The organism is Spirulina sp. CCNP1310 (genome assembly GCF_034932185.1).
In the GTDB taxonomy this organism is placed as follows: Bacteria; Cyanobacteriota; Cyanobacteriia; order Cyanobacteriales; family Spirulinaceae; genus Spirulina.
The window spans coordinates 24,359-46,014 of the sequence record NZ_JAYGHW010000005.1; the positions used below are offsets into that span (position 1 = coordinate 24,359).

Annotated in this window: 20 protein-coding genes; 11 read left to right on the forward strand and 9 right to left on the reverse strand. The window is 53.6% G+C overall.

From position 1 onward, the window contains the following. Positions 1-11 precede the first annotated feature (11 nt). The gene (locus VB712_RS02455) at positions 12-1,289 is read right to left on the reverse strand and encodes a cytosine deaminase (RefSeq protein WP_323251775.1); all 1,278 of its coding nucleotides are present in this window, start codon (positions 1,287-1,289) and stop codon (positions 12-14) included. 133 nt (positions 1,290-1,422) lie between these two features. Here VB712_RS02455 and rimP point away from each other — a divergent pair, with 133 nt between their 5' ends. The 5 genes from rimP to VB712_RS02480 all read left to right on the forward strand — a co-directional run bounded on the left by rimP (position 1,423) and on the right by VB712_RS02480 (position 7,505). Then, the gene (gene rimP / locus VB712_RS02460) at positions 1,423-1,893 is read left to right on the forward strand and encodes a ribosome maturation factor RimP (RefSeq protein ID WP_323251777.1); all 471 of its coding nucleotides are present in this window, start codon (positions 1,423-1,425) and stop codon (positions 1,891-1,893) included. Positions 1,894-1,914: 21 nt separating this feature from the next. Further along, complete coding sequence (nusA, locus tag VB712_RS02465) at positions 1,915-3,129, forward strand: transcription termination factor NusA (protein WP_323251779.1); 1,215 nt, start codon at positions 1,915-1,917, stop codon at positions 3,127-3,129. Between the two features lie 40 nt (positions 3,130-3,169). Continuing rightward, entirely contained in the window at positions 3,170-3,460 is a 291-nt protein-coding gene (locus VB712_RS02470) for a YlxR family protein (protein ID WP_323251781.1), read from the forward strand. A 128-nt stretch (positions 3,461-3,588) separates the two neighbouring features. Next, positions 3,589-6,534: a translation initiation factor IF-2 gene (infB, locus tag VB712_RS02475; protein WP_323251783.1), complete on the forward strand. Its 2,946-nt coding sequence runs from the start codon at positions 3,589-3,591 to the stop codon at positions 6,532-6,534. A gap of 80 nt (positions 6,535-6,614) precedes the next feature. Next, positions 6,615-7,505, forward strand: coding sequence for a low-complexity tail membrane protein (locus VB712_RS02480; RefSeq protein WP_323251785.1), 891 nt, complete (start codon positions 6,615-6,617; stop codon positions 7,503-7,505). Here VB712_RS02480 and VB712_RS02485 read toward each other — a convergent pair. Continuing rightward, entirely contained in the window at positions 7,483-10,152 is a 2,670-nt protein-coding gene (locus tag VB712_RS02485; RefSeq protein ID WP_323251787.1) for a hypothetical protein, read from the reverse strand. The genes VB712_RS02480 and VB712_RS02485 overlap by 23 nt on opposite strands. 19 nt (positions 10,153-10,171) lie before the next feature. Continuing rightward, complete coding sequence (gene hisS, locus VB712_RS02490; RefSeq protein WP_323251789.1) at positions 10,172-11,458, reverse strand: histidine--tRNA ligase; 1,287 nt, start codon at positions 11,456-11,458, stop codon at positions 10,172-10,174. Between the two features lie 193 nt (positions 11,459-11,651). Here hisS and VB712_RS02495 point away from each other — a divergent pair, with 193 nt between their 5' ends. The 3 genes from VB712_RS02495 to VB712_RS02505 all read left to right on the forward strand — a co-directional run bounded on the left by VB712_RS02495 (position 11,652) and on the right by VB712_RS02505 (position 14,043). Then, entirely contained in the window at positions 11,652-13,355 is a 1,704-nt protein-coding gene (locus VB712_RS02495; RefSeq protein WP_323251791.1) for a tetratricopeptide repeat-containing serine protease family protein, read from the forward strand. A 260-nt stretch (positions 13,356-13,615) separates the two neighbouring features. Next, positions 13,616-13,825: a DUF433 domain-containing protein gene (locus tag VB712_RS02500; RefSeq protein WP_323251915.1), complete on the forward strand. Its 210-nt coding sequence runs from the start codon at positions 13,616-13,618 to the stop codon at positions 13,823-13,825. 44 nt (positions 13,826-13,869) lie between these two features. Next, the gene (locus VB712_RS02505) at positions 13,870-14,043 is read left to right on the forward strand and encodes a hypothetical protein (protein WP_323251793.1); all 174 of its coding nucleotides are present in this window, start codon (positions 13,870-13,872) and stop codon (positions 14,041-14,043) included. On the opposite strand, the gene VB712_RS02510 is transcribed toward VB712_RS02505, so the two are convergent. Continuing rightward, complete coding sequence (locus VB712_RS02510; RefSeq protein WP_323251795.1) at positions 14,044-14,640, reverse strand: COP23 domain-containing protein; 597 nt, start codon at positions 14,638-14,640, stop codon at positions 14,044-14,046. It lies immediately after the preceding gene. Between the two features lie 166 nt (positions 14,641-14,806). Further along, positions 14,807-15,523 (reverse strand): Uma2 family endonuclease, encoded by a 717-nt coding sequence (locus tag VB712_RS02515; protein WP_323251797.1) that lies wholly within the window; start codon positions 15,521-15,523, stop codon positions 14,807-14,809. A gap of 164 nt (positions 15,524-15,687) precedes the next feature. Here VB712_RS02515 and VB712_RS02520 point away from each other — a divergent pair, with 164 nt between their 5' ends. Then, positions 15,688-16,437, forward strand: a complete 750-nt coding sequence (locus tag VB712_RS02520; RefSeq protein WP_323251799.1) for a CAP domain-containing protein — start codon at positions 15,688-15,690, stop codon at positions 16,435-16,437. Here the strand turns inward: VB712_RS02520 and speA are convergent. Next, positions 16,434-18,407 (reverse strand): biosynthetic arginine decarboxylase, encoded by a 1,974-nt coding sequence (speA, locus tag VB712_RS02525; protein ID WP_323251801.1) that lies wholly within the window; start codon positions 18,405-18,407, stop codon positions 16,434-16,436. The two genes, VB712_RS02520 and speA, sit on opposite strands and share 4 nt — an antisense overlap. Positions 18,408-18,528: 121 nt before the next feature. Between speA and VB712_RS02530 the strand changes: the two genes are divergently transcribed. Further along, positions 18,529-19,113 (forward strand): Uma2 family endonuclease, encoded by a 585-nt coding sequence (locus tag VB712_RS02530; RefSeq protein ID WP_323251803.1) that lies wholly within the window; start codon positions 18,529-18,531, stop codon positions 19,111-19,113. A 124-nt stretch (positions 19,114-19,237) separates the two neighbouring features. On the opposite strand, the gene VB712_RS02535 is transcribed toward VB712_RS02530, so the two are convergent. Continuing rightward, a complete protein-coding gene (locus VB712_RS02535) occupies positions 19,238-19,855 on the reverse strand; it encodes a GDYXXLXY domain-containing protein (RefSeq protein WP_323251805.1) in 618 nt (205 codons plus the stop codon). Between the two features lie 4 nt (positions 19,856-19,859). Between VB712_RS02535 and VB712_RS02540 the strand changes: the two genes are divergently transcribed. Beyond that, the gene (locus tag VB712_RS02540; protein WP_323251807.1) at positions 19,860-20,027 is read left to right on the forward strand and encodes a hypothetical protein; all 168 of its coding nucleotides are present in this window, start codon (positions 19,860-19,862) and stop codon (positions 20,025-20,027) included. Positions 20,028-20,053: 26 nt separating this feature from the next. On the opposite strand, the gene VB712_RS02545 is transcribed toward VB712_RS02540, so the two are convergent. Next, on the reverse strand, positions 20,054-20,278 hold the full coding sequence (locus VB712_RS02545) for a DUF4327 family protein (RefSeq protein ID WP_323251809.1): 225 nt from the start codon (positions 20,276-20,278) through the stop codon (positions 20,054-20,056). A 285-nt stretch (positions 20,279-20,563) separates the two neighbouring features. Beyond that, positions 20,564-21,544: an adenosine kinase gene (locus VB712_RS02550; protein ID WP_323251811.1), complete on the reverse strand. Its 981-nt coding sequence runs from the start codon at positions 21,542-21,544 to the stop codon at positions 20,564-20,566. Positions 21,545-21,656: the final 112 nt, after the last annotated feature.

Consider the following 21,656-nt stretch of genomic DNA (forward strand, 5'->3'; position numbering starts at 1 on the left):
AAACCCGCTTTCTATTCCCCACTGTCCCCCACCCGCCAAGTCGTAACAGCCGGTTGGGTTTCGGCCAAAATTTGGCCCCCACGAATCACAGTGGTTACCGTGGCCCGTTGGCGGAGAGCGGCGATCGGATCGGCGGCATCGAGAATGATTAGATCCGCTGGATTGCCCAGTTCCAGACCATAATTTTCAAGTTGGAGCGTTTGCGCCCCGCCATAGGTGATCATGTCGTAGCAGGCCAGCATTTCCTGCTGGCCGGTCATGTGGCAGCCATGGATCGCCATACTGGCCACATCAAGCATATTCCCCGTTCCCAAGCTATACCAGGGATCTTGGATGCAGTCATGGCCGAGGCTGACGTTTAACCCCCCTTGCCAGAGTTCTTTCACCCGTGTAATCCCCCGCCGCTTGGGATAGCTGTCGGTGCGGCCTTGGAGCGTGATGTTAATTAAGGGATTGGCGATGAAATTGAGCTTGGCCCGTTGCAGGAAGCCCATCAGCTTGTTGGCGTAGCCGTTGTCATAGGAGCCAAAGGCGGTGGTATGGCTGGCGGTGGCACGGGGGCCGATGTCGTGGCGGATGGCACAGGCGGCCATCACTTCTAAAAATCGCGATTGGGGGTCGTCGATTTCGTCACAATGGAGGTCAATGAGCCGGTTGTTTTGCACCGCCCAGTTAAAAATCTGCTCAACAGATTGCACGCCCGCTTCACGGGTTAATTCATAGTGGGGGATGCCCCCGAGGACATCAACACCGAGGGCGATCGCCTCTTGATACAGTTCAGCATTGCGGGAATGGCCATAGAGGCCATCTTGGGGGAAGGCGACGATCTGGAGCGTGATCCAATCGCGCACCGCTTCCCGAACGGTTAACAGGGCCTTGAGGGCCGTCAAGTTGGGTTCACTAACATCGACATGACTGCGGACATAAAGCACCCCTTGCTGGGCTTGGGTTTTGAGCGTGGCGATCGCCCGCTCCCGTACATCCTCAGTCGTTAGCGACTGTTTCCGCTCCGCCCAAATTTGAATCCCCTCAAACAGCGTGCCACTGGCGTTGACCCTCGGCTGGCCTGCTGTGAGGGCGGAATCGAGGTGAATATGGGACTCGACAAAGGGCGGCGATACCAATTTCCCAACAGCATTAATTTCCACCCGGCCCGTACCGGAGAGTTGGGGGGCAAGGGCCACGAGGCGATCGCCCCGAATGCCAATATCCATTACCGGGGAGCGATAGCCCTCCATAGGAGCCAGCCAGAGGCCACCGCCGCGAATTACCAAATCAAAATTACTCATATTGCCACAAAAACAACCTGTCTCCTATGATGAAGGGTAGAAGTGCCAAAATTTTTGGGAACTTCGCCCCTGTCAAGATCAAACCGTCTTTGCAGAAGTGGGTCTAGCCCGCTTTTTTTATTGGTAATTTCCCATGACTCACCCACTGATTCCCGAACTTTTAGACCTCGCGACCCCCGTGGCCAGCGCCTTGGGCCTAGAAGTAGTGGGGGCAGTGTTCCAAACCAGCAAAAGCCCTCCAATTCTGCGGATTGATATCCGTAACCCCCAGGGAGACACCAGCTTAAGCGACTGCGAACAAATGAGTCGAGAATTGGAAACCGCCTTGGATGCCACGGACTTAATTGCGGGGGCCTATGTCCTCGAAATTTCCAGCCCGGGCGTTCCCAATGAACTCACCACGGATCGGGAATTTACCTCCTTTAAAGGCTTTCCTGTTGTGGTGACAGCCCACACCCCCCATCAGGGTAAAACCCTCTGGTCTGGTCGTCTCCAACGTCGGGACGAGCAAAACGTCTACCTCAGCCAGAAAGGTAAAACGATCGCTATCCCTCGGCAGGCGATCGCCACAGTCCAATTGGACGACCATGCCGAAGCGATGTAATTGGAGTTTCAACGTTCCCCTATGTCCCTTGTTAACCTCCCTGGCCTCCGCCAGATGATCACCGAAATTAGTAACCAACACCGTCTCCCTGAAGATGCAGTGCGGGAAGCCCTCAGAGAAGCCCTGCTGAAAGGCTATGAGCGCTACCGCCGTTCTCAGATGATGGACAAAAAACAAGTCTTTGGAGAAGACTATTTTGAAAACTTTGAAGTTGAGTTAGATGTGGATGAAGAGGGCTTTCGCGTCCTCTCCACCAAAATTATCGTTGAAGAAATCGAAGACACCGATCATCATATTGCCCTTCAGGAAGTCCAAGAAGTCACCTCTGAGGCTCAATTAGGCGATTCCGTTGTCCTCGATGTCACCCCCGATAAACAAGAATTTGGACGCATGGCCGCCATCCAAACCAAGCAAGTTCTGCTCCAAAAACTTCGAGATCAGCAGCGCAAACTGATCCAAGAGGAATTTAAAGACATCGAAGATCAAGTGATTCAAGCCAAAGTGCTGCGCTTTGAGCGGCAATCCGTGATCATGGCGGTGAATAGCGAGTTTGGCAAGCCGGAAGTGGAGGCCGAACTGCCGAAAAGGGAACAACTCCCCAACGATACCTATCGCGTCAATGCCACCTTTAAGGTCTATTTGAAAAAAGTGCGCGAAGGCGTACATCGGGGGCCGCAACTGATTGTTTCCCGTGCGGCGGCGGGGTTAGTGGTGGAACTGTTTGCGACAGAAGTACCGGAAATTGAAGAAGAAATCGTGCGGATCGTTGCCGTCGCCCGGGAAGCGAATCCCCCCTCCCGCCATGTGGGGCCCCGGACGAAAATTTCCGTCGATACCCTTGAGCGGGATGTGGATCCGGTGGGGGCCTGCATTGGGGCAAGGGGTTCGCGGATTCAGGCGGTGGTTAATGAACTACGGGGCGAAAAAATCGACGCGATCCGTTGGTCTCCCGACCCCGCCACCTATATCGCCAATGCCCTCAGCCCGGCGCGGGTGGATGAGGTGTTTTTAATCGACCCCGAAGAGCGCCAAGCTTTGGTGTTAGTCCCGGAGGATCAACTCAGTTTGGCCATTGGCAAAGAAGGCCAAAATGTGCGCCTGGCGGCACGATTGACGGGGTGGAAAATTGATATTAAGGACACCGTTCGCTACCGTGCGGATCAGTCTGTATCCCAGCAGGCTCCGCCCCCCCCTGTCCCCGAACCCACCCCCGAACCCACCGGAGAAGAAGAGTAACATTGGGAAATCAGGGGAAATCGTTGGGAGGATTGCCACCATGCCACCCCAAGAGCGACGCTGTTTAGCCTGCCGCAAAACCGGGCCCAAATCTGAATTTTGGCGAATTGTCCGTCTCCATCCCACGGGGACGGTACAATTGGATCAAGGTATGGGACGATCCGCTTACCTCTGCCCCCAGGTGCGTTGTTTGCAAATCGCCCAAAAGAAAAATCGCTTGGGGCGATCGCTCAAAACTCAAGTTCCCGATGTGATTTACAACCAACTCTGGCAGCGACTAACCCCCCCATGCCCCCTGATCCAACAGTCAACAATCCCCAGAACTGACTAGGATAGATAAATAAAAATTGTCTTCAACCTCAACCGCTGTGACAGAACAGAAACTTTAACACCCTCAACCCAACCCAACCCAACCTTAAAAAATTGACCATACTTGACGATACGCACGGGGCATAGTGGATGAACAACGGAAAAACTAGAATTTATGAACTCTCGAAAGAACTCGATTTAGAAAATCGGGATTTGCTGGCGATTTGTGAAGTCCTCAACATCGCGGTTAAAAGCCATAGCAGCACCATCACGGAAGAAGAGGTGGCCCAGATTCGGGCCGAGGCTCACAACAAATTCGGCAAAAGAGGGGCCAATCGGGTCGGAGTTCATCGCGCTAAAGCACCAGAACGCCCCCCCCGTAAGCCCCAAATTCAACGGATTGTGCGCCATGGCCCACAATCAGAAGGCGATACTCCCCGTCCCCATGCACCGGAGGTCAGGAGACCCACTGGGGAAGCAGGGGGAGACCATCGCCTTGTCGCTCCTCCGGCGCGGCCGATGAAGCCGAATAGTAGTCCCGTCAGTGGCGGAACCGATGGCGTAACCCCCAAAGCCGCTCCCCCCAAAGCCAGTAAAGCGCCAACTCCCCCTCCACCGGAGGAAGAAAGCTCCCTCGAACTCCTCTCCCCTCCGCCCCGGCCCCGGAAGCAGAAGGTGGCTCGCACGCCCGGAACGGAAGCACCGAGCGCCTCAGGGCCTCCCACCAAGCCGGTGAAATCCACGGCTCCTAAACGGGAGCCACGGCGATCCAGTGGAGAGAGTGAGGCCCCGTCTGTGCCAGCCTTAGCACAACCGCCCCGCCTCAAAAAAGCGGATGTGGTGCAATTGGTGAAACCCAAGGCCAAAGGAGAAGCTCCCGATCTCGATGATGATGATGAAACCCTCGTCCTCGATGATGCGCCCGCGAAAACCCTCCTTGCTCCCCCAGAGCGGCCCCAGGCGAAACCCAAACGGCCCCCCAATGCCCGCAAAGGCAAAGAATGGGAGGACGAAGAAGAGGATAATCCCGACAAGGCCAAGGCTGTTAAAGCCAAAGTGGGCAGTAAGGGTAAACGGAAACCGCTCCTGATTGAAGATGATGAAGATTTCGACATCGATCAACAGGATGTGGAAGATGAACCCACCGCTGTAAGCATTTCCATTGCTCGGCCACCCAAGCCCAATCAACCCAAGCCCACCAGTAGCCCCCCCATGCCCAAGGGCCGCAAACCGAGCCGTCCCAGTAAAGAGGGCCGGGGTGAGCAAGCTGCTGCGAGTCGGAACAATGCTCGCGATCAAAAAGCAGTGGCGAAAACCCCTGAGATTGTCACCCTCACTGGCAGCATGAGTATGCGGGAACTGTCCGATCTGGTCAAGTTGCCAGAGACGGAAATTATTCGCAATCTCTTCACGAAGGGGATCGCTATCAATATCACTCAAACCCTGGATATGGAAACCTGCATGAAGGTGATCCAAGAATTGGGGATTGAGGTGGACACCCCTGAAAAAGCATCAGCGGCAACGAAGAGCGAGATGCTGGAATTGGGAGACTTGGAAAATCTCCAGTTGCGGCCGCCGGTAGTAACGATCATGGGTCACGTTGACCATGGGAAAACGACGCTGTTGGATTCGATCCGCAAAACGAAGGTGGCCCAAGGAGAAGCCGGGGGCATTACCCAGCATATTGGGGCCTACCATGTGGATGTGGAACATGGCGGCAAGGTGCAGCAGGTGGTGTTCCTTGATACGCCGGGCCACGAAGCCTTTACGGCGATGCGGGCAAGGGGTACGAAAGTTACGGATATTGCCATTTTGGTGGTGGCTGCCGATGATGGGGTACAGCCTCAAACCCGTGAGGCCATTAGTCATGCGAAGGCGGCGGGTGTGCCGTTGATTGTGGCGATTAACAAGGTGGATAAGGCGGAAGCGGAACCCGATCGCATCAAGCAGGAACTGACAGAACAGGGCCTTGTTCCGGAAGAATGGGGCGGTGAAACGATTATGGTTCCCGTCAGCGCGATTAAGGGGGAAAACCTCGATACGTTGCTGGAGATGATCCTGCTGGTGTCGGAAATGGAAGAACTTTCCGCCAACCCGAACCGTTCTGCGAAGGGGACGGTGATTGAAGCTCACCTCGATAAATCCCGTGGGCCAGTGGCCACACTGTTGATCCAAAACGGGACGCTCCGGGTCGGAGATTGTATTGTGGCGGGGGCTTCCCTGGGTAAAATCCGGGCGATGGTGGATGATCGAGGCGATCGCGTCGAGCAGGCCACGCCTTCCTTTGCTGTGGAAATCCTGGGGATGAATGATGTCCCCTCCGCTGGGGATGAGTTTGGGGTTTACCCCACGGAGAAAGAGGCCCGTGCTGTGGCCGATGCCCGCGCCGCTGAACGACGGGAAAACCGCCTGCAACAGGCGATGTCTCGCCGGGTGACGTTGAGCAGTATTTCTGCTCAGGCCCAAGAGGGACAACTGAAGGAACTGAATTTGATCCTCAAGGCGGATGTGCAGGGTTCTGTGGAGGCGATCGTTGCCGCCCTGGAAAAACTGCCCCAAAACGAGGTACAAATTCGCATCCTGTTAGCGGCCCCTGGGGAGATCAGCGAAACCGATGTGGATCTGGCTTCTGCTTCAGGAGCGGTGATTATTGGCTTCAATACCGATCTCGCTTCCGGGGCGGCCAATGCCGCCGATCGCGAAGGGGTGGATATTCGGGAATACACGATTATCTACAACCTCCTCGATGATGTCCAGGGGGCCATGGAGGGTCTGCTGGAACCGGAAGAGGTGGAAGAACACCTGGGTATGGTGGAAGTGCGGGCGGTGTTCCCCGTGGGCAAAGGCTCGGTGGCGGGTTGTTATGTCCTGTCCGGTAAGGTGATCCGTAACCGTCGCATTCGTGTGCTGCGGGGCGAAACCGTGTTGTATAACGGCGTGCTGGATTCCCTGAAACGGATGAAGGAAGATGTCCGAGAAGTCAATGCGGGCTATGAATGCGGCATTGGCACGGATAAATTCAATGATTGGCAAGAAGGCGATCGCATTGAGGCCTATCAAATGACCATGAAGCGACGCACCCTCACCCTGGTGTAAACAGAAGAAAGAGGAGAGAGTGAAATTTAGCATTCTCCCTCACTTCCCACTTCCCACTTCCTACTTCCCACTTCTTACTTATGTTCCGTCGTGACCCCTACCTCTGGCTCCATTTAACCAGTTTGGCAACCCTGCCCCTGTGGCTCTGGGTGGCATGGTTGGGGGTGGCGGCGGGACAGCCGATTTTGCCTGTCACGGTGGAAATTTTCCTGTTGGTGACGGTGGCGGTAGTGCCTTGGGTGTGGCTGCAATGGACGCGCCCGGTTAATCCCTTTGGGGTGTGGCTTTTGGTGTTGCTGCCGAACCAGTTAACCCCCGTGCAACGGCAATGGCTGACAAGACTAAAGGGCAAAACCACGGGAATTTTAGCGGTGATCATCGCCTTGCCGATGGTGTGGTTGGTGGGGCAGATCTACGGGTTTGCCCCCTTAGCCCAGGCGGTTACGCCAGTTCCTAACCATGTTTTGGGGTTTGGGCTGGGGGCGATCGCCCTTTTTTGTGCCAATGGCATGGTACAGGTGAGCGGCAGCATGGGGGCATTATTGCTCACAGGTGAGGCGAAATTCACCGCCACAGCGGATTATCCCGTGGCGCAAATCCGTCAAGATTTCCTCAACATCGGCTTACCTGTTCAAAGGCTTTTACCGACCATTACCCCGGAAGCCGTTCCAGATATCCCCCCCTCAAAGCCATCTCAAACCGCTGAGGAAACGGTGGATGATGAAATAGCGGCTATTCCAAACAGCATCGAGAGCGCAGCGGTTGCCCTGATAGAACCGGATCCCCTCCCTGATCCTGAAGCGGTGGAGGCGGTGGAGGCAATTCCTGCCCCCCTAGAGATTGAGTCAGCTACCGATGAGCAAGGGACTGAAACCCCAGAACCTGCAACCGTCGAAGTTCTTCCCCCAGAGGGTGAAGAGAACGCCGCAGATCCCGAAGAAGAACCCGTTAAAACAAATCCGGATCATTGAAAGCCTGGAGATTGGGGGGAATGACGGTGCGATCGCACTGGGTTTTATGGCTCTCCTGTTGAGTTGTGACATTAATTGTCACCGCTTCAAACCGCACCGATTGCGTACCTAAGGGGACAATTAACTGCGTCATCGTTTCCAACTCCCCCGCCGCGTTGGGAATAAACTCAATAAACGATCGCGGCCCATCAAGCAATTGCCGCGTTTCGCGATCAAGCACCCAGAGCTTCACATAGAATGTCCCCGCCTGCGGGGGCAGTTTGATTTTGACCAAAATCATTTCCCCCGCCGTCAATTCCCCCCCCTGCACCCCCAAAATGGGGGCTGCTACCGGAGTCGGCTCTTGGTATTTCGGCTCTTGATGTTTGGGTGTGTAGAGGGGTGCTCGCTCCTGGATTTGGGCCATGGGCCATAACTCCTTCGGGTAGGGTAGTCCTGAGGTGTCGTAGCCTTTGGTGAATTGGCTGATCCCTTTATGGGGTGGAGGTGGTGGTTCGTCTTCATCATCATCAACGACAAACTCTTGAATGGGCCAATCCCCCCGGCCCCAAGCATTGGCATCAGAGGTGATAGGGGGGCGATTCTCCTGCGGAGACGCTGCGCGATTCTCCTGCGGAGACGCTGGGCGATCGCCAATGGCCGTCAACGCCTGCTCCACCGCATCCCATCGGAGAGCGGGAGCAGCGGGTGGCTCCTCATCTGGGTAAAAGTCTGGTTCCGGCGGTGGCTCACCGGGCGGCGTAGCAATGAATTCCGCCTCTAGGCTTTCCCCTAGCTCAACCCAAGAGCCTAGGGGCGGAAAATTCTCTGGGGAGGGCGAAAGATTTTTCGCCCCTACGGGGTCATTGCCATTTTCTACATCTAAATCCAGATCTTGCCCCGCAAAATCATTGATCTGTTGCCAAAATCGATCCTGAATTGGCAATTGGGCAAAGGCAGCATCCACCTGATCCAACGATGGATCAAGGGCTGGTTCAACCCCCCAATCCCCATTTTCCTCAAGAAACTCTGATTCGATGAGCAGGGTGGGTGCTTCTTCTTCGTCCCAATTCCCTTCCCCCGTTTCCGCTACGTCTCTTCCTAACGCCTCCTCCCCAGAGCGGGCATCTAAGGATGCCTCCACATCAGCGATCATCGCTGACCCTGAGGGAGGTTCAGGGATGGACAGCGTGGGGGGAGTAATGGGGGGAATCGGCTCCGAGGGTTCTGGCCAGAACGTTAACCCTAACCAATCCTCTTCGGTCGTCGTTAAGGGTGGTGGCGGCCCCTCATCCTCAGAAAGTAGGGCCAGGATTGACGGCGGTGGCTCTGGTTCAGGACTGGAGGTGAGGGCCGGTGCTGCGATTGGCTCCTCGGGTTGATCGTCCCAGAGGCTCCGCTCCAACGGTGGCTGTTGAGAGGGGGGATTGCCAAAGCTGGGCAAATCTAAGGGTTTGCGCCGTTGGGATGGGGAACGGTTGAGGCGTGGGGGAAGGCTGGAGGTCTGCTCCGTCCTCACTTCGACAGGGGGGGCCCAAAGATCGCCAAAATCCACTAATTGGGTGGGCGGTAGTTGGAGATCGGGGATGGGTTCCGGTTCAGAGATGGGAACTTGGGTAACGGTATCGAGCAGTTCTTCAAGACTAGCGGTAATTGAAAAGCTCTGACTCGCTAGTTTATAGGGGAGCATTTGCTCCTGCTGCTGGGTGAAGACTTCGAGGATCACCTCACCGAGGATCAGGCGGGTGGCGTAGGCCGTCGGTACATCTAATAAATAGTTAAACACTAAAGGAATCGTCGCATCGCTGAGGGGCTGCTCGACGTTTAATAACAGATCAAAGCTTTGCGGATCCCGCAATTCATAGCGCAATACCCCATCAAAGCCCTGATCGAGGGGGTTGGTTTGGTGCGGGTTGAGAGCATTGACATGGCCGGAAATGAGAATCGGCTCATCCCGACGACGAACGAAACTATCCTCTAGGAGGGCAATGGTCAGTTGAACCTGATGCAGATCGGGGGGAGGGGAGGAGGCTAGGAGATCGGGGGCATCGGCGAATAGGGTTTCGGTGGGGGCCGCTGCCACGGGTTGCGCGACCGGGGGGGGATCAACATAGGGGGGCGGCTCAGAAACTTGGGCGAGAATATGCTCTAGGCTGCTGATCGATTGTTCGAGCAGGCCGTGGGCGGTTTCGCTGTCAAATTCGGGGGGAGGGGCCGGTTGCTGGGGTTGGGGGGCAAAGGCAGCGGCAAAGGTTTCGGGGGAGGCAATGGGGGGGGTTTTGGGGCGGGGTGGCTCCGGGGGCGGCTCAACTTGGAGCCGCAGGGTTTGCATCATTTCCCGTTCTTGGGTCGTGATTTGCAATTCCCACAGGCCCGGCGTGAGTTCAGTGAAGGGAATCACCACCATTAACCCCTTGGGGTTGGTGTTGCAGGTGCGCTGTTGCGATCGCCTTTTCCCTTGCCCCCCTTGATCGAAGGTTTGATGAATAATCTGAAGATTCACCTCGATATCCGGCGGGCAACTTTGGGCGGCAATGCGATAAATACCGGGGGCAATGGCCAGCTTTTCCGATTTAATCCGCAACCAATTGCGGGTTCCCTGTTGTTGCAGTAGAAATTCCCAATGATCCATCAATGCAATTCCCCCTCCCTGAAGGCTGCCAACCATCACCCATGACCACCGCTCATTATGGCGTTGATCCCGTCAACGCCAAACGTTTTTTTAATGTTTCCACATTTTCGAGGAATTCCCCTTGGGTTTGGCTGGTTTGTTCCTGAGTTTGCAGCCATTTTAGGCCAACGGTTCCCTGTTCGGCCTCAGTTTCACCGAGAATTAAGCAGAGGGGCGCACCGCTGCGATCGGCTCGCTTCAATTGCTTTTTAAAGGCTGCGCCGCTGAGGTCAAATTCTACCCGTAACCCCTGCTGACGTAGTTTTTGGGCTAAGACGAGGGCTTGGGCGGTGGGGCGATCGCCCTGGGATACACAGTAAATTTCTGGGGTCAGCAGGGGGGCGGCGTGCAATTGTTCTAATAATAAAATCAACCGCTCTACTCCCATGGCCCAACCTACGGCCGGGGTAGCGGCTCCCCCCAACTGGGCTACTAAGCCATCATAACGACCGCCGCCGCAGACGGTGGCCTGTGCGCCTAAATCATCGGATTGAATCTCAAAGGCGGTGTGGGTGTAGTAGTCTAAACCGCGAACGAGGCGGGGGTTAATCCGGTATTCAATCCCTAAAGCGGTGAGCAGGTTTTGGACTTGCTCGAAGTGGCGGCGGGATTCATCCCCTAAATAATCGAGGAGTTGGGGGGCATCCTGAACGATCGCCTGGGTTTTGGGGTCTTTGCTGTCGAGGATGCGGAGGGGGTTACGGGTGAGGCGGTCTTGGGAATCGGCATCAAGATCCTGGTGATGGGGGGTGAGGAAGTCGATGAGGGCTTGGCGGTATTGGGTGCGATCGCCTACATTGCCCACGGAATTTAAATCCAACCGCAGGGATTTCAAACCTAACTGTTGCAAAATATCCGTGGCCACAGCGATCACTTCCACATCGGCGGCGGGGGCATCGCTGCCGATTAATTCTGCCCCGATTTGGTGAAATTGCCGTTGGCGGCCCGCTTGGGGCCGTTCGTAGCGAAACACGGGGCCGCTATACCAAAGCCGTTGCACCTGTGCTTTTGTGCCGAGGTTATGTTCGATATAGGCCCGCACTACACCAGCGGTAAATTCGGGTCTAAGGGTGATGGAGCGATCTCCCCTGTCGCTAAAGGTGTACATTTCTTTGCCCACCACATCGGTAGCTTCGCCAATGCCCCGCGCAAATAAATCGGTTTGTTCAAAAATGGGGGGCCGCACCTCGCTATAGAGGGCATGGCCCAGCACGCTACGGGCGATCGCTTCCACCTGTTGCCAGTGGCCAATTTCCCCCGGCAAAATATCCCGCGTTCCCCGTAGTGCCTTTATGATCCCCATCGTGGTTGATTTGCTCCTATGCAAGATTCATCGCTAATCCGAAGAAATCTTAACAAATTCTGTCCCCTAACCCGGATCACCTCGATAAATGCGGCGGATCGCGCCTGTCTAAACATTGCAAACCGTTGCTAGGGGACAATGGGGGGGGAATTTTGGCGCGATAATGTTGGGGGTATGGGTTCATGAGGTGGTTATGGTGTGGCAATCAGCGCGAACGGTTTTGGGTGGGTTGATGGTGTTGGGGTTGGTGGGGTGTGGGGGGTTGCCGGATGGATTGCCGGGAGGACGTAAACCCCTGGAGCGGGATGTTTTGGTGGCGCAAATTAAGCCGAGTGTGGTGCGGATTGAGTATCTTCTCGGTGGGGAATGGGAGCAGGGGGCGGGGGTTATCATTGCGGGGGAGGCGGGGCTGTGTACGGTGGCGACGGTGGGCCATGTGGTGAAGTCGAGTGAGTTGATTTCGGTGTGGACGCATGATGTGTATACGGTGAATCCGGGGGGGGGTTTCCCAGTGCGGGCGGTGCAGCCGTGGGAGAATGGGATGGATTTGGCAATTATTACGTTTGATGCGCCGGGGGAGGGGTGTCCTTATCCGGCGTTGACGTTGGGGGATTCGGGGACGCTTCAGCCGCTGGATGAGGTTTATGTGTTTGGTTTCCCGGAAGGAGTTACGCGGGCGTTATATCAGCAGCAGGTAGTAACGGGGCAAATTTCGGCGGTAGATGGGGACGAAGTGGAGGGGTATGATATCACCCACACGAGTCCGACGGCGGGGGGGATGAGTGGGGGGCCGTTGGTGAATGTATGGGGTGAGGTGGTGGCGGTGCATGGTGCAGCAGAGGTGGGATTCGGGTCAGCAGTTCCCATTGCGAAGTTGCGGGGAGAGTTGACGGCAATGTTGGCGCAGTTGCCGGTGGCGGCGGAGGGGACGGCGCAGGCGTTCTATGAGCAGGGAATCGCGTTATTTAATGAGAAGAAGTATGAGGAGGCATTGTCCTATTTTAAGCAAGCAGTAGCACTTGACCCAAATTATGCATTGGCTTGGGGACATCTAGGAGTTTCGTTAGGTGAGTTAGAACAATACGAAAATTCGATTGCTTCCTTTGATAAAGCCATTGCCATTAATCCTAATTTTGCGATGGCTTGGTCTAACCGTGGCGTTTCCTTTGAAAAGTTAGAACAATACGAAAATGCGATCACATCCTTTGATAAAGCCATTGCCATTAATCCTGATTTTGCGACGGCTTGGTATAACCGTGGCGTTTCCTTTGAAAAGTTAGAACAATACGAAAATGCGATCGCATCCTATGATAAAGCAATAGAAATTAATCCTGATTTTGCCGCTGTTTGGTCTAACCGTGGCATTTCGTTACATTCGTTAGGACAATACGAAAATGCGATTACATCCTTTGATAAAGCCATTGCCATTAATCCTGATTTTGCCGATGCTTGGTCTAACCGTGGCATTTCGTTACATTCGTTAGAACAATACGAAAATGCGCTCGCATCCTTTGATAAAGCCATTGCCATTAATTCTGATTATGCCGCTGCTTGGTCTAACCGTGGCGTTTCATTACATTCGTTAGAACAATATGAAAATGCGCTCGCTTCTTATGACAAAGCGATCGCCATTAATCCTGATCTTGCCGAGACTTGGTTTAACCGTGGCAATTCCTTAGCAGCGTTAGAACAATACGAAAATGCGATCGCATCCTATGATAAAGCCATTGCCATTAATCCTGATCTTGCCGAGGCTCGGTCTAACCGTGGCATTGCGTTGGCGTTATTAGGTCGTTATCAAGAGGCCCTTGAGTCAGTAGAAAAAGCAATTCAGCTTTATCCCAATAATGAGCGTTATCAACAAATCCGTCAATTTATTCTCGAAGAACTCAACTAATCCCCCTAAACCTGTCTAACCACAGAATCAACCCACAACCGCTCAAAGCTTATGCAAATCACCCTCAACGAACAACAAACACAATTCATCACCACCCAACTCGCCAGCGGCAACTTCACCCACCCCCAACTAAAAAAGCCTAGAAACCGGGTTTCTTGCACCTACTCATTCTGCTCTAGCATCCTCACAGAAACCCGGTTTCTGTCACCCAGAATCGGTATTAGCCAATCTTGCTAACCATCCTCCACAAACTCAACCCCATGGACTACCAAAACATCATCACCATCGAACCCGAAAAACGCAGCGGTAAACCCTGCATTCGAGGAATGCGCATCACCGTTTACGACATCCTCGAATACTTCGCAGGCGGCATGACCGAAGCCGAAATCCTCGCAGACTTTTCCGAATTAACCCCCGAAGACATTAAAGCCTGCTTCACCTTCGCTACAGAAATTCCTGTTCGCCAATAGCTCCAGACTACTCACAATCCCCTCACCCCCAAGAATTGACACCCATGAAAACAACCAAGCTCAATTTTGACTTCATGGCCCACCGCGAACAGTGCAACATCCAAACCTACCAAGCCCTTCACGGTAAACCCTACAGCGATCCACTCAACTATTATCGTGAGCAAATTGCCCAGAGCCGACTCGCTCAACTTTGGCAAACCCTCAACAACAAACCCTAATCAATCCTCCGCCAACAAACCCGCCAACGGAATCCGCGCCGGTTGCTCCACCGTAATCTCTCCCGGTTGCTCCACCACAATCCCTCCCGAACCCTGATAACTGCCCGGATTTCCCGGCAACAACCCCTTCGCCACCCGCTGCAACGCCGCCAGCGCCGTCACCTCATCCCCCCCCGGTACTAACGTCACCACAGGCGGACAACCTTGCGTCGCTTGAGTTCGCGCACAAATTACCCACTGATTCGGCGTTTTCTCATCCGGACGATACTCAAACGAAATTAGCCCCGCCTCCTTGTAAAGATTCATCCGATCCGCAATCTCAATACAGCGGACATCAGTATTCCAACCATCCCCCATCTCATGCACCATGTACAACCATTCTTTCGGCTGCTGCTCAGGATTCTTCTGATACAACACCGTCCAAACCTGCCGAGCCATTGCCGGATCAGGATCAGGCCGCAACGCGCAAATAAACTGACTCTGAGGCGTAACCTCTAACGGCACTCGCCCCGAATACACCGTCCAACCCAACGTAATCACGCCCAACACCAAGCCACCAATCCCAATCCAAACCGCATTATGTTCGTGAGTTGCCATAATTTTCAGGAGAATATTGATAGCCGAGAACTACAACCTCAATCTATTTTATTCCATAACCTAGATGAGCCATAAGAATTAGGGATAACCGAATGCCGCCTCTTAACCCGGACTAAGTAGAGAGGGATTTAGGGTGAGGGGGCATTTTGAAAATAATTGTGCCTTCCTACTCAACATCTTGGGGATCAATCCCCAACGCCGCTAATTTTGCCTGCAAAGCCGCTAAAGCCGCCTCTGCCTGCTCTGCCCTGGCCCTTTCCTGCTCTCGGCATTCCCGCTCCTGCGCTAAAGCCGCCTCAGCATCCACCGCCCGACGATGTAATTCGACAGAAGTCAAAAACCGTTGGCCATCGGGGTAATAAAGCGTTAAACCCGTTTCATCCCAACCAAAACGAATCTGGAGCCGGGGACTCACCCAATCCGTCATGACCGCAATCGCTTCTAACTCATTCCCCTCCCGTAACCATCCCGTTAACTCAAAATGATCGGGATCGTAAATGTAATACTCCTCGACTCCATACCGCTCATAAAACTTAAATTTTTGCACCATCTCCCCGGTACGATTTCCCGGCGAGAGAATTTCAAACACCACCTGAGGCGCGATCTGCCCCTCCTCCCATTGGCGATAGGAACCCCGTCGCCCCTTGGGCCGACCAAAAGCCACCATTGCATCGGGGGCAGCCCGTAGTTTATTGTCCCCTTCCACCGGATACCACAACAGATCCCCCGCGATAAAAACATCAGGATCATCGGCAAAGAGAATTTCTAGATTCTCCTTAATCATCACAATCCATTGAAATTGCTCGGTATTTTCTGCCATCGGTTGGCCATCACTATCGGGGTAAACAACAGTGGGGTTGAGGGTGGGGGGTTGCTGAACCATAGTGCCTCAAGTTCATTTGCATTGATTTTAACAAGAATTTTCCCAAACCCCTCAAATTTGACCATGGAGAGGCGAAAAATATGGAGGGGTGAAAGATTTTTCGGGGTGGGGGTGTTACGAACGGGAAAAGCTATAGTGGTGGTGATTTCTGGCTGTTTAAAATTATGAAATATCCAATGCTCACCACAATTAGTGGTTTTCTTGCCGTTGCGGTGACGCTCCAACCCGCCCCCGCTGCCCTTAATCCCCCCATGAAAATTGCCCAAACCGATACCGCTGCGGCATTCTATAACCGCTATAAGGATAATGTCGCGGCTGTTCCTTTGCCCGACTGTGCTACTAGCACCTCCCAGTTAACCCGGCAGGAAATGCAGGCCATCCTCCTCGAACATAACCGCGCCCGGAAAGATGGCGATCGCCACCTTCCCAACGGTTTACCCCCCCTGCCCGCCGTGCGCTGGAATTGTGATGTAGCCGCCGTGGCCCAAACTTGGGCCAACCAAAGCCGGGGAACCCAAGGCCATAGCTCCAATGCTTGGCGACAACAGCAATTTGCCGCCCGCACCGGCCTGCGGGGCAATGCCGCCGCGTTGGGGGAAAACCTAGCCTGGGCAGCGGGATCGGCTCCCGCTGTGGTGCAGCCCGTGGTGAAGGGGGTGACGGATTGGGATGATGAACGGCAGTTATACAATCACAGCAATGGCAACTGTAACGGTGTTTGTGGTCACTATACCCAAATCATTTGGCGGGAAAGCACCCAAATTGGTTGCGGTGTGGTGCGGGATCAGATTCGTTTTCCAGGGGGCGATCGCACCTGGCCCCATGGCTATTTCCTTAACTGCAACTATCACCATGTTGGCAATATGAATGGCGATAACCCGTTAATTGTTCACCCCGATTGGTATTACCGCTAATCCCGTTGGGTTAAATAGGTGTAACGGTTGAGACTTTGCTCATAGTTTTGTAAAAGCCGCTGGGCTTCCGGGAGCGTGATTTGCTGTTCCTGAAGGGCGATTTCTGTGCGTTGGCGGAGCGTTTCGAGGAGATTTTCGCCATTGTATTGGACAGCGGCTAATACTTCCCCCATTGTGTCACCGCGAATCACTTGATCCACATGGTAGCCCTTGGGGGTCATGGTGATATGGACGGTGTGGGTTCTGCCGAACAGGTTATGAAGATTGCCCATAATTTCCTGATAGGCTCCCACCAAAAACATTCCTAAATAATAGGGTTGGGGGCTGTGGTCAGGGTTGAATTGGAGGGGATGGAGTTCGAGGCCATCTTTACCCGGATGTTGATCAATAAAGCGGTCAATTTTGCCATCACTATCACAGGTGAGGTCGGCTAAAATTACCCGCTCCGTAGGGGCTTCATTGAGGCGATGGATAGGCATGATCGGGAAAAGTTGGGCGATCGCCCAACTATCGGGAGCGGAACGAAAGACGGATAAATTGGCGGTATAGGTGGCGGTGAGGCTGGTTTCTAATTCTTTGAGATCATCAGGAATTACCGTTTGATGGCGAATCAAACTAAAGATTTTTTGACAACAGCAACCGCAGAGTTGTTCAGCCTTAGCCCGTTCCGCTAAGGAAAGATAACCAAACCCAAACAGGCTAATGGCTTCTTCTTTAAATTGCAGCGCATCGTGATAGGCCTCTTGGGCATTTTCCAGATCGATGGTTTCGTAGGTTTCCCAAAGGTTGCGGAGGATGAGGTGATCCGTGGGGGCGACGGGGGGCGGCGTGGTGGTGACGGGATAGCTTGCGCCGAGGATATCGAAGATTAAAATCGATTGATGGGAGGCGATCGCCCGTCCACTTTCACTCATTAACGTCGGGGCCGGCACTTGGGCCGCCGCCACTGCTTCTTGAACTTCGGCAACAATATCGTTAGCGTAGTTCTGCATATTGTAGTTTTTCGAGGCAGCGGTCTTGGTTTTAGAGCCGTCATAATCCACCGCCAAACCGCCCCCCACATCGAGGTATTGCATCCCCGCCCCCAATTTTGCCAATTCCACATAGATTTGACTGGCTTCGCGGATGGCATCTTTAATCACACTAATGGCGGAAATTTGTGAGCCAATATGAAAATGAAGGAGTTGTAAACAGGGTAATAATTCTGCTTTTTCCAGGGTTTGAACGACGGTGAGAATTTCAGGGATGGTGAGGCCGAACTTGGCGCGATCGCCTGTGGAATTTCCCCAATGGCCCGATCCTTTCGTGTTTAATTTCGCTCGTACCCCTAAATTGGGGCGAATCTGCAAACTTGCGCTAATTTCTAAAATTAACCGCAACTCTTCCAACTGTTCAATCACCAAGAGGGGATAATGTCCCAATTTTGTTGCTAACAGGGCTGTTTCGATATATTCCCGGTCTTTGTAGCCGTTACAGACTAAAAGCGTCGGTTGATCATTGCCGGGGGGATTGGGGGGCAATGTGGCGAGGGCGATCATCAGTTCTGGCTTCGATCCGGCCTCTAACCCAAAGTGATAGGGCTGGCCAAACTTCACTAATGCTTCCACTAAATGACGGTGCTGATTGCATTTAATCGGATACACGCCCCGATAGGTTCCGGGGTAACTGTAGCGGGCAATGGCGCGGGCAAAGCAGGCATTGAGGCGTTCAATGCGATCGCCCAAAATATCCGCAAACCGAATCAAGAGGGGCATCCCTAAATTGCGCTGCTCCAACCCCTGCACCAATTCATACAAATCCAACGAACCGCCGCGATCGCCCAAGGGCGAAACCAGCACATGGCCCGCCGCATTAATGGAAAAATAAGGCTCGCCCCACCCCTGCACCCGATAGAGGCGTTCACTCTCTTCAATAGTCCAGGGTCGGGGAGGGGTGAGGGTCGGCAGGGATTGAACAGCAGTAGCAGCCATGGGCGATCTTCTCGAAAACTCGATCTCTAGTGTGCCAAATTCTCGCCCCCCATTCCGCAAATTGCCCAGCATCTCAGGTTTTCTATGGCATAATACAAACATACATACCCCAGGAGGTTTGATGGTTGCAACCCCCGTAAAATCCTCAACAGAAACATCCTCAACGCTCACCCTAGAGGAATTTCTGGCTTTACCAGAAACCAAACCCGCCCGCGAATACCATCCAGGGAGGATCGAAACCAAACCCATGCCCAAAGGAAAACATAGTCGCCTTCAAGCCCGTTTAGCCCGTGCTATTGACGAAGTGGCAGAAGATCGCAAAATTGCCCTTGCTCTCACAGAACTGCGCTGCACCATTGCTGGCCGCTCGATTGTGCCGGATATTGCGGTGTTGCGTTGGGCGAATTTGCCCAGGGATGAGGATGGCGAAATTAGCGATCAGGTGACTTGTCCCCCCGATTGGATGATTGAAATCCTCTCACCGGATCAGTCCGCAACATTGGTGATGGAGAAAATCCTCTTTTGTGTCAGTCAAGGGACAGAACTGGGCTGGCTGATTGATCCCCACAGCAAAGGGATCACGGTCTTTAATCACAGCCGGCCCCAGATTTATCTACCGGGCGATACCACGCCGTTAAAGGTGCTTGAGGGCTTAGATGATTGGCAGATTACCCATCAGACCCTATTCGATTGGCTCAAGGTTTAGGTCTTTCCTCGTTACTTGGCTCTGCCAAGTAACGCCCTCCGGGAGGCTCTGCCTCCATTCTCAAGGGCGGCAGAGCCGCTTGATGCCCATACCATGGCAGAGCCATGGCACGAGATGAATTTTCCTAGAAACGATAGGCGCGATCGCCCACCCACAGCGTAGCCGGAACTGCTTGATTGCCCCGTACTCGCACCTCTACGACCATGGGGGGATCGGTGGGGAAACGGCGGTTAATATCGGCAATGTGGTCATTGATCCCGTCTTTTTGATCTTCCGGCATATAGTACCGCTCCAAGCCATAGGTGACTTGGCCATAGTACAGTTGCCCAGCTAAGGCCACCTCATCGATCGCCAAACCTTTAGGGGGATTTAACCCCACCGCCACCGGCTCCCAAGGGGTGGGAATCCCCGCATTGGTTTCCGTTTCGGGACTGCCTAACGTGACATAAATCAACATCGGTTGCGATGGGTCTCGCTCTTCGCTGTCTAATTCGGCTTGAATTTCTGCCCAACCGGGGAGTTTTTCCAAGGTTGGAACTTGGGAAATATCGTAGTTGAGGGTTTGGGAATAGCCCCGGAGAAGATCGTAGGGATCAACGGGGGCAGTTTGGAGGATCACCGGCTCCCCGGCAAAATAAGTGATCATGGCTTGGGCCGGCACACCGACAATTAAGGCAAATTGCGCCAACAGGGTGAGGGCAAATCGCCAGGGGGGGAGACTGTGATCAGGGGTTGTGGTCATGGGAATGCGGAGGATAGAGTATGCCTCATTATTAGGGGGGCGATCGCCCCTGGTTTTCTCCATGGGTCAATTTGGCGATCGCCACAGCAGCAGGATTCCTCCCCTACAAAAAATCCCCCACAACTGGGGGGACAAGCATGGACTGATCCTGGCTCCTGGCATCATGCCCTGAGGATCTCTGCAATCCTGGAGAAGGGTTTATTCTTCGTCTTCATCCCAGGCTTCGACTAAAAGGATTTCACTCACAGGGTCTTGCATCGCAAAACCAAAATCTAACAGTTCTTGTTTCCAGTGACTCCAATCATCGCCATAGAGGAAAGCAATTTTCCAAATGCTATCGCTCGGCTTGAGGATATTGGAATCCACTAAAGAACGCACTTTCCGTTGTAACTTCACCATAGGGTGAGCAACTTGTTGAGTCATACGCTGTTTGTGATTATTTAATAAATGGTGCAAACTTTCTGTTTTTACGCTCCCGATCCTTGAGGTTTCCACTACGAGGAGAGGATCTGTCGGAGGTTCACTGTTTATTCTTTTAGCGCAAAAAGAACCCTAAAAGCAAGGGTTTTCCCGGATCTGGCAAGAATTATTTAGATTTTCTTAAGATTTCCACCCTGTCGAGGGGGATTTGTCGCATTTTTTGACCTCGATTGAGAACAATGCCCCTAGGGACAGTTTTAAGGACTGTCCCTGTGGGTGCTTTCCCCCTTAAACCTGGAGCAACGTGGCCAATACTTCTGGGGTTAAGCGCGGGCCATATTGTGTCACCACTTGGGCCGCTGCCCGTGAGGCCAGAGTTCCCGCTTCGGGGTAGCTCATGCCGTGGGTAATGCCGTAGAGAAAAGCCCCCGCATAGGTATCCCCTGCGCCCACGGTGTCGATCGCCTTTACTGGCATTGGCTCAATCTCGTGTAATGTTTCTCCATCAAAAACGAGGGAACCAGCGGGGCCGAGGGTGACAGCAAAGGTGCGGGCCAGGGTTTTGAGATAGGCGATCGCCCCTTCCCGGTCTTCTACCCCCGCCAACGTCATCGCTTCCGCCTCATTGGCAAAGAGCAAATCCACCCCCGGCCCAATGATTTCCAGCAGGCCATCCCGGAAAAACTTGGCCATATTCGGGTCAGAAAGGGAAAAACTGGTTTTCACCCCCGCATCGCGGGCAAAATTTAACCCCGTAATCGCTGCATCCTTGCCGGTGGGGGAGGTGACAAGATAGCCCTCGGTGTAGAGATATTGGGCTTGGGCGAGGGCCGTGCTATCAATTTCAGCAGGGGAAATATCGGCACTAATCCCTAAAAAGGTGTTCATGGTGCGATCAGCATCGGGGGTGACAAAGACCAAGCATTTGCCGGTTACGCCTTCGGTGCGGGGTTGGTGTTGCAGATTGGTATCTAAGCCACATTCGAGGAGATCGGAGAGGAAAAAGCCCCCTGTGGGATCATTGGCTACCTTACAGGCATAGTAACCCTTACCCCCCAATTGGCTGAGAGTGACGAGGGTATTGGCCGCCGAGCCACCGCTGGCCTTTTTGCACTCCACCCCTTGGAGGTGAACGGTAATTTCACTTTGGCGGTGTTCATCCACCAATGTCATCACGCCCTTTTCAATGTTTAACTCCGCCAGTTGCTCCGGTGTCACCTCATATTCCATGTCCACCAAAGCGTTGCCAATGCCGTAAACGTCATACATAAGCTAATGTTTTAAATCTGCAAGTTGAAGCCTTTGGATGATATAGCAATTTCTGAAGCGATGCGGTACAGAGATCCCCCTCAATCCCCCTTAAAAAGGGGGAGGTAGAGTT

Excerpts from the sequence above, each read along its gene's own strand:
- VB712_RS02545 (WP_323251809.1), bottom strand. The coding sequence starts at position 20,278 with ATGACTCAACAAGTTGCTCACCCTATGGTGAAGTTACAACGGAAAGTG.
- VB712_RS02540 (WP_323251807.1), top strand. The coding sequence starts at position 19,860 with ATGCGGAGGATAGAGTATGCCTCATTATTAGGGGGGCGATCGCCCCTG.
- VB712_RS02500 (WP_323251915.1), top strand. The coding sequence starts at position 13,616 with ATGGACTACCAAAACATCATCACCATCGAACCCGAAAAACGCAGCGGT.
- infB (WP_323251783.1), top strand. The coding sequence starts at position 3,589 with ATGAACAACGGAAAAACTAGAATTTATGAACTCTCGAAAGAACTCGAT.
- VB712_RS02495 (WP_323251791.1), top strand. The coding sequence starts at position 11,652 with ATGGTGTGGCAATCAGCGCGAACGGTTTTGGGTGGGTTGATGGTGTTG.
- VB712_RS02455 (WP_323251775.1), bottom strand. The coding sequence starts at position 1,289 with ATGAGTAATTTTGATTTGGTAATTCGCGGCGGTGGCCTCTGGCTGGCT.
- speA (WP_323251801.1), bottom strand. The coding sequence starts at position 18,407 with ATGGCTGCTACTGCTGTTCAATCCCTGCCGACCCTCACCCCTCCCCGA.
- VB712_RS02535 (WP_323251805.1), bottom strand. The coding sequence starts at position 19,855 with ATGACCACAACCCCTGATCACAGTCTCCCCCCCTGGCGATTTGCCCTC.
- VB712_RS02510 (WP_323251795.1), bottom strand. The coding sequence starts at position 14,640 with ATGGCAACTCACGAACATAATGCGGTTTGGATTGGGATTGGTGGCTTG.
- VB712_RS02470 (WP_323251781.1), top strand. The coding sequence starts at position 3,170 with ATGCCACCCCAAGAGCGACGCTGTTTAGCCTGCCGCAAAACCGGGCCC.
- VB712_RS02515 (WP_323251797.1), bottom strand. The coding sequence starts at position 15,523 with ATGGTTCAGCAACCCCCCACCCTCAACCCCACTGTTGTTTACCCCGAT.
- VB712_RS02520 (WP_323251799.1), top strand. The coding sequence starts at position 15,688 with ATGAAATATCCAATGCTCACCACAATTAGTGGTTTTCTTGCCGTTGCG.
- VB712_RS02480 (WP_323251785.1), top strand. The coding sequence starts at position 6,615 with ATGTTCCGTCGTGACCCCTACCTCTGGCTCCATTTAACCAGTTTGGCA.
- VB712_RS02505 (WP_323251793.1), top strand. The coding sequence starts at position 13,870 with ATGAAAACAACCAAGCTCAATTTTGACTTCATGGCCCACCGCGAACAG.
- rimP (WP_323251777.1), top strand. The coding sequence starts at position 1,423 with ATGACTCACCCACTGATTCCCGAACTTTTAGACCTCGCGACCCCCGTG.
- VB712_RS02530 (WP_323251803.1), top strand. The coding sequence starts at position 18,529 with ATGGTTGCAACCCCCGTAAAATCCTCAACAGAAACATCCTCAACGCTC.
- VB712_RS02485 (WP_323251787.1), bottom strand. The coding sequence starts at position 10,152 with ATGGTTGGCAGCCTTCAGGGAGGGGGAATTGCATTGATGGATCATTGG.
- nusA (WP_323251779.1), top strand. The coding sequence starts at position 1,915 with ATGTCCCTTGTTAACCTCCCTGGCCTCCGCCAGATGATCACCGAAATT.
- VB712_RS02550 (WP_323251811.1), bottom strand. The coding sequence starts at position 21,544 with ATGTATGACGTTTACGGCATTGGCAACGCTTTGGTGGACATGGAATAT.
- hisS (WP_323251789.1), bottom strand. The coding sequence starts at position 11,458 with ATGGGGATCATAAAGGCACTACGGGGAACGCGGGATATTTTGCCGGGG.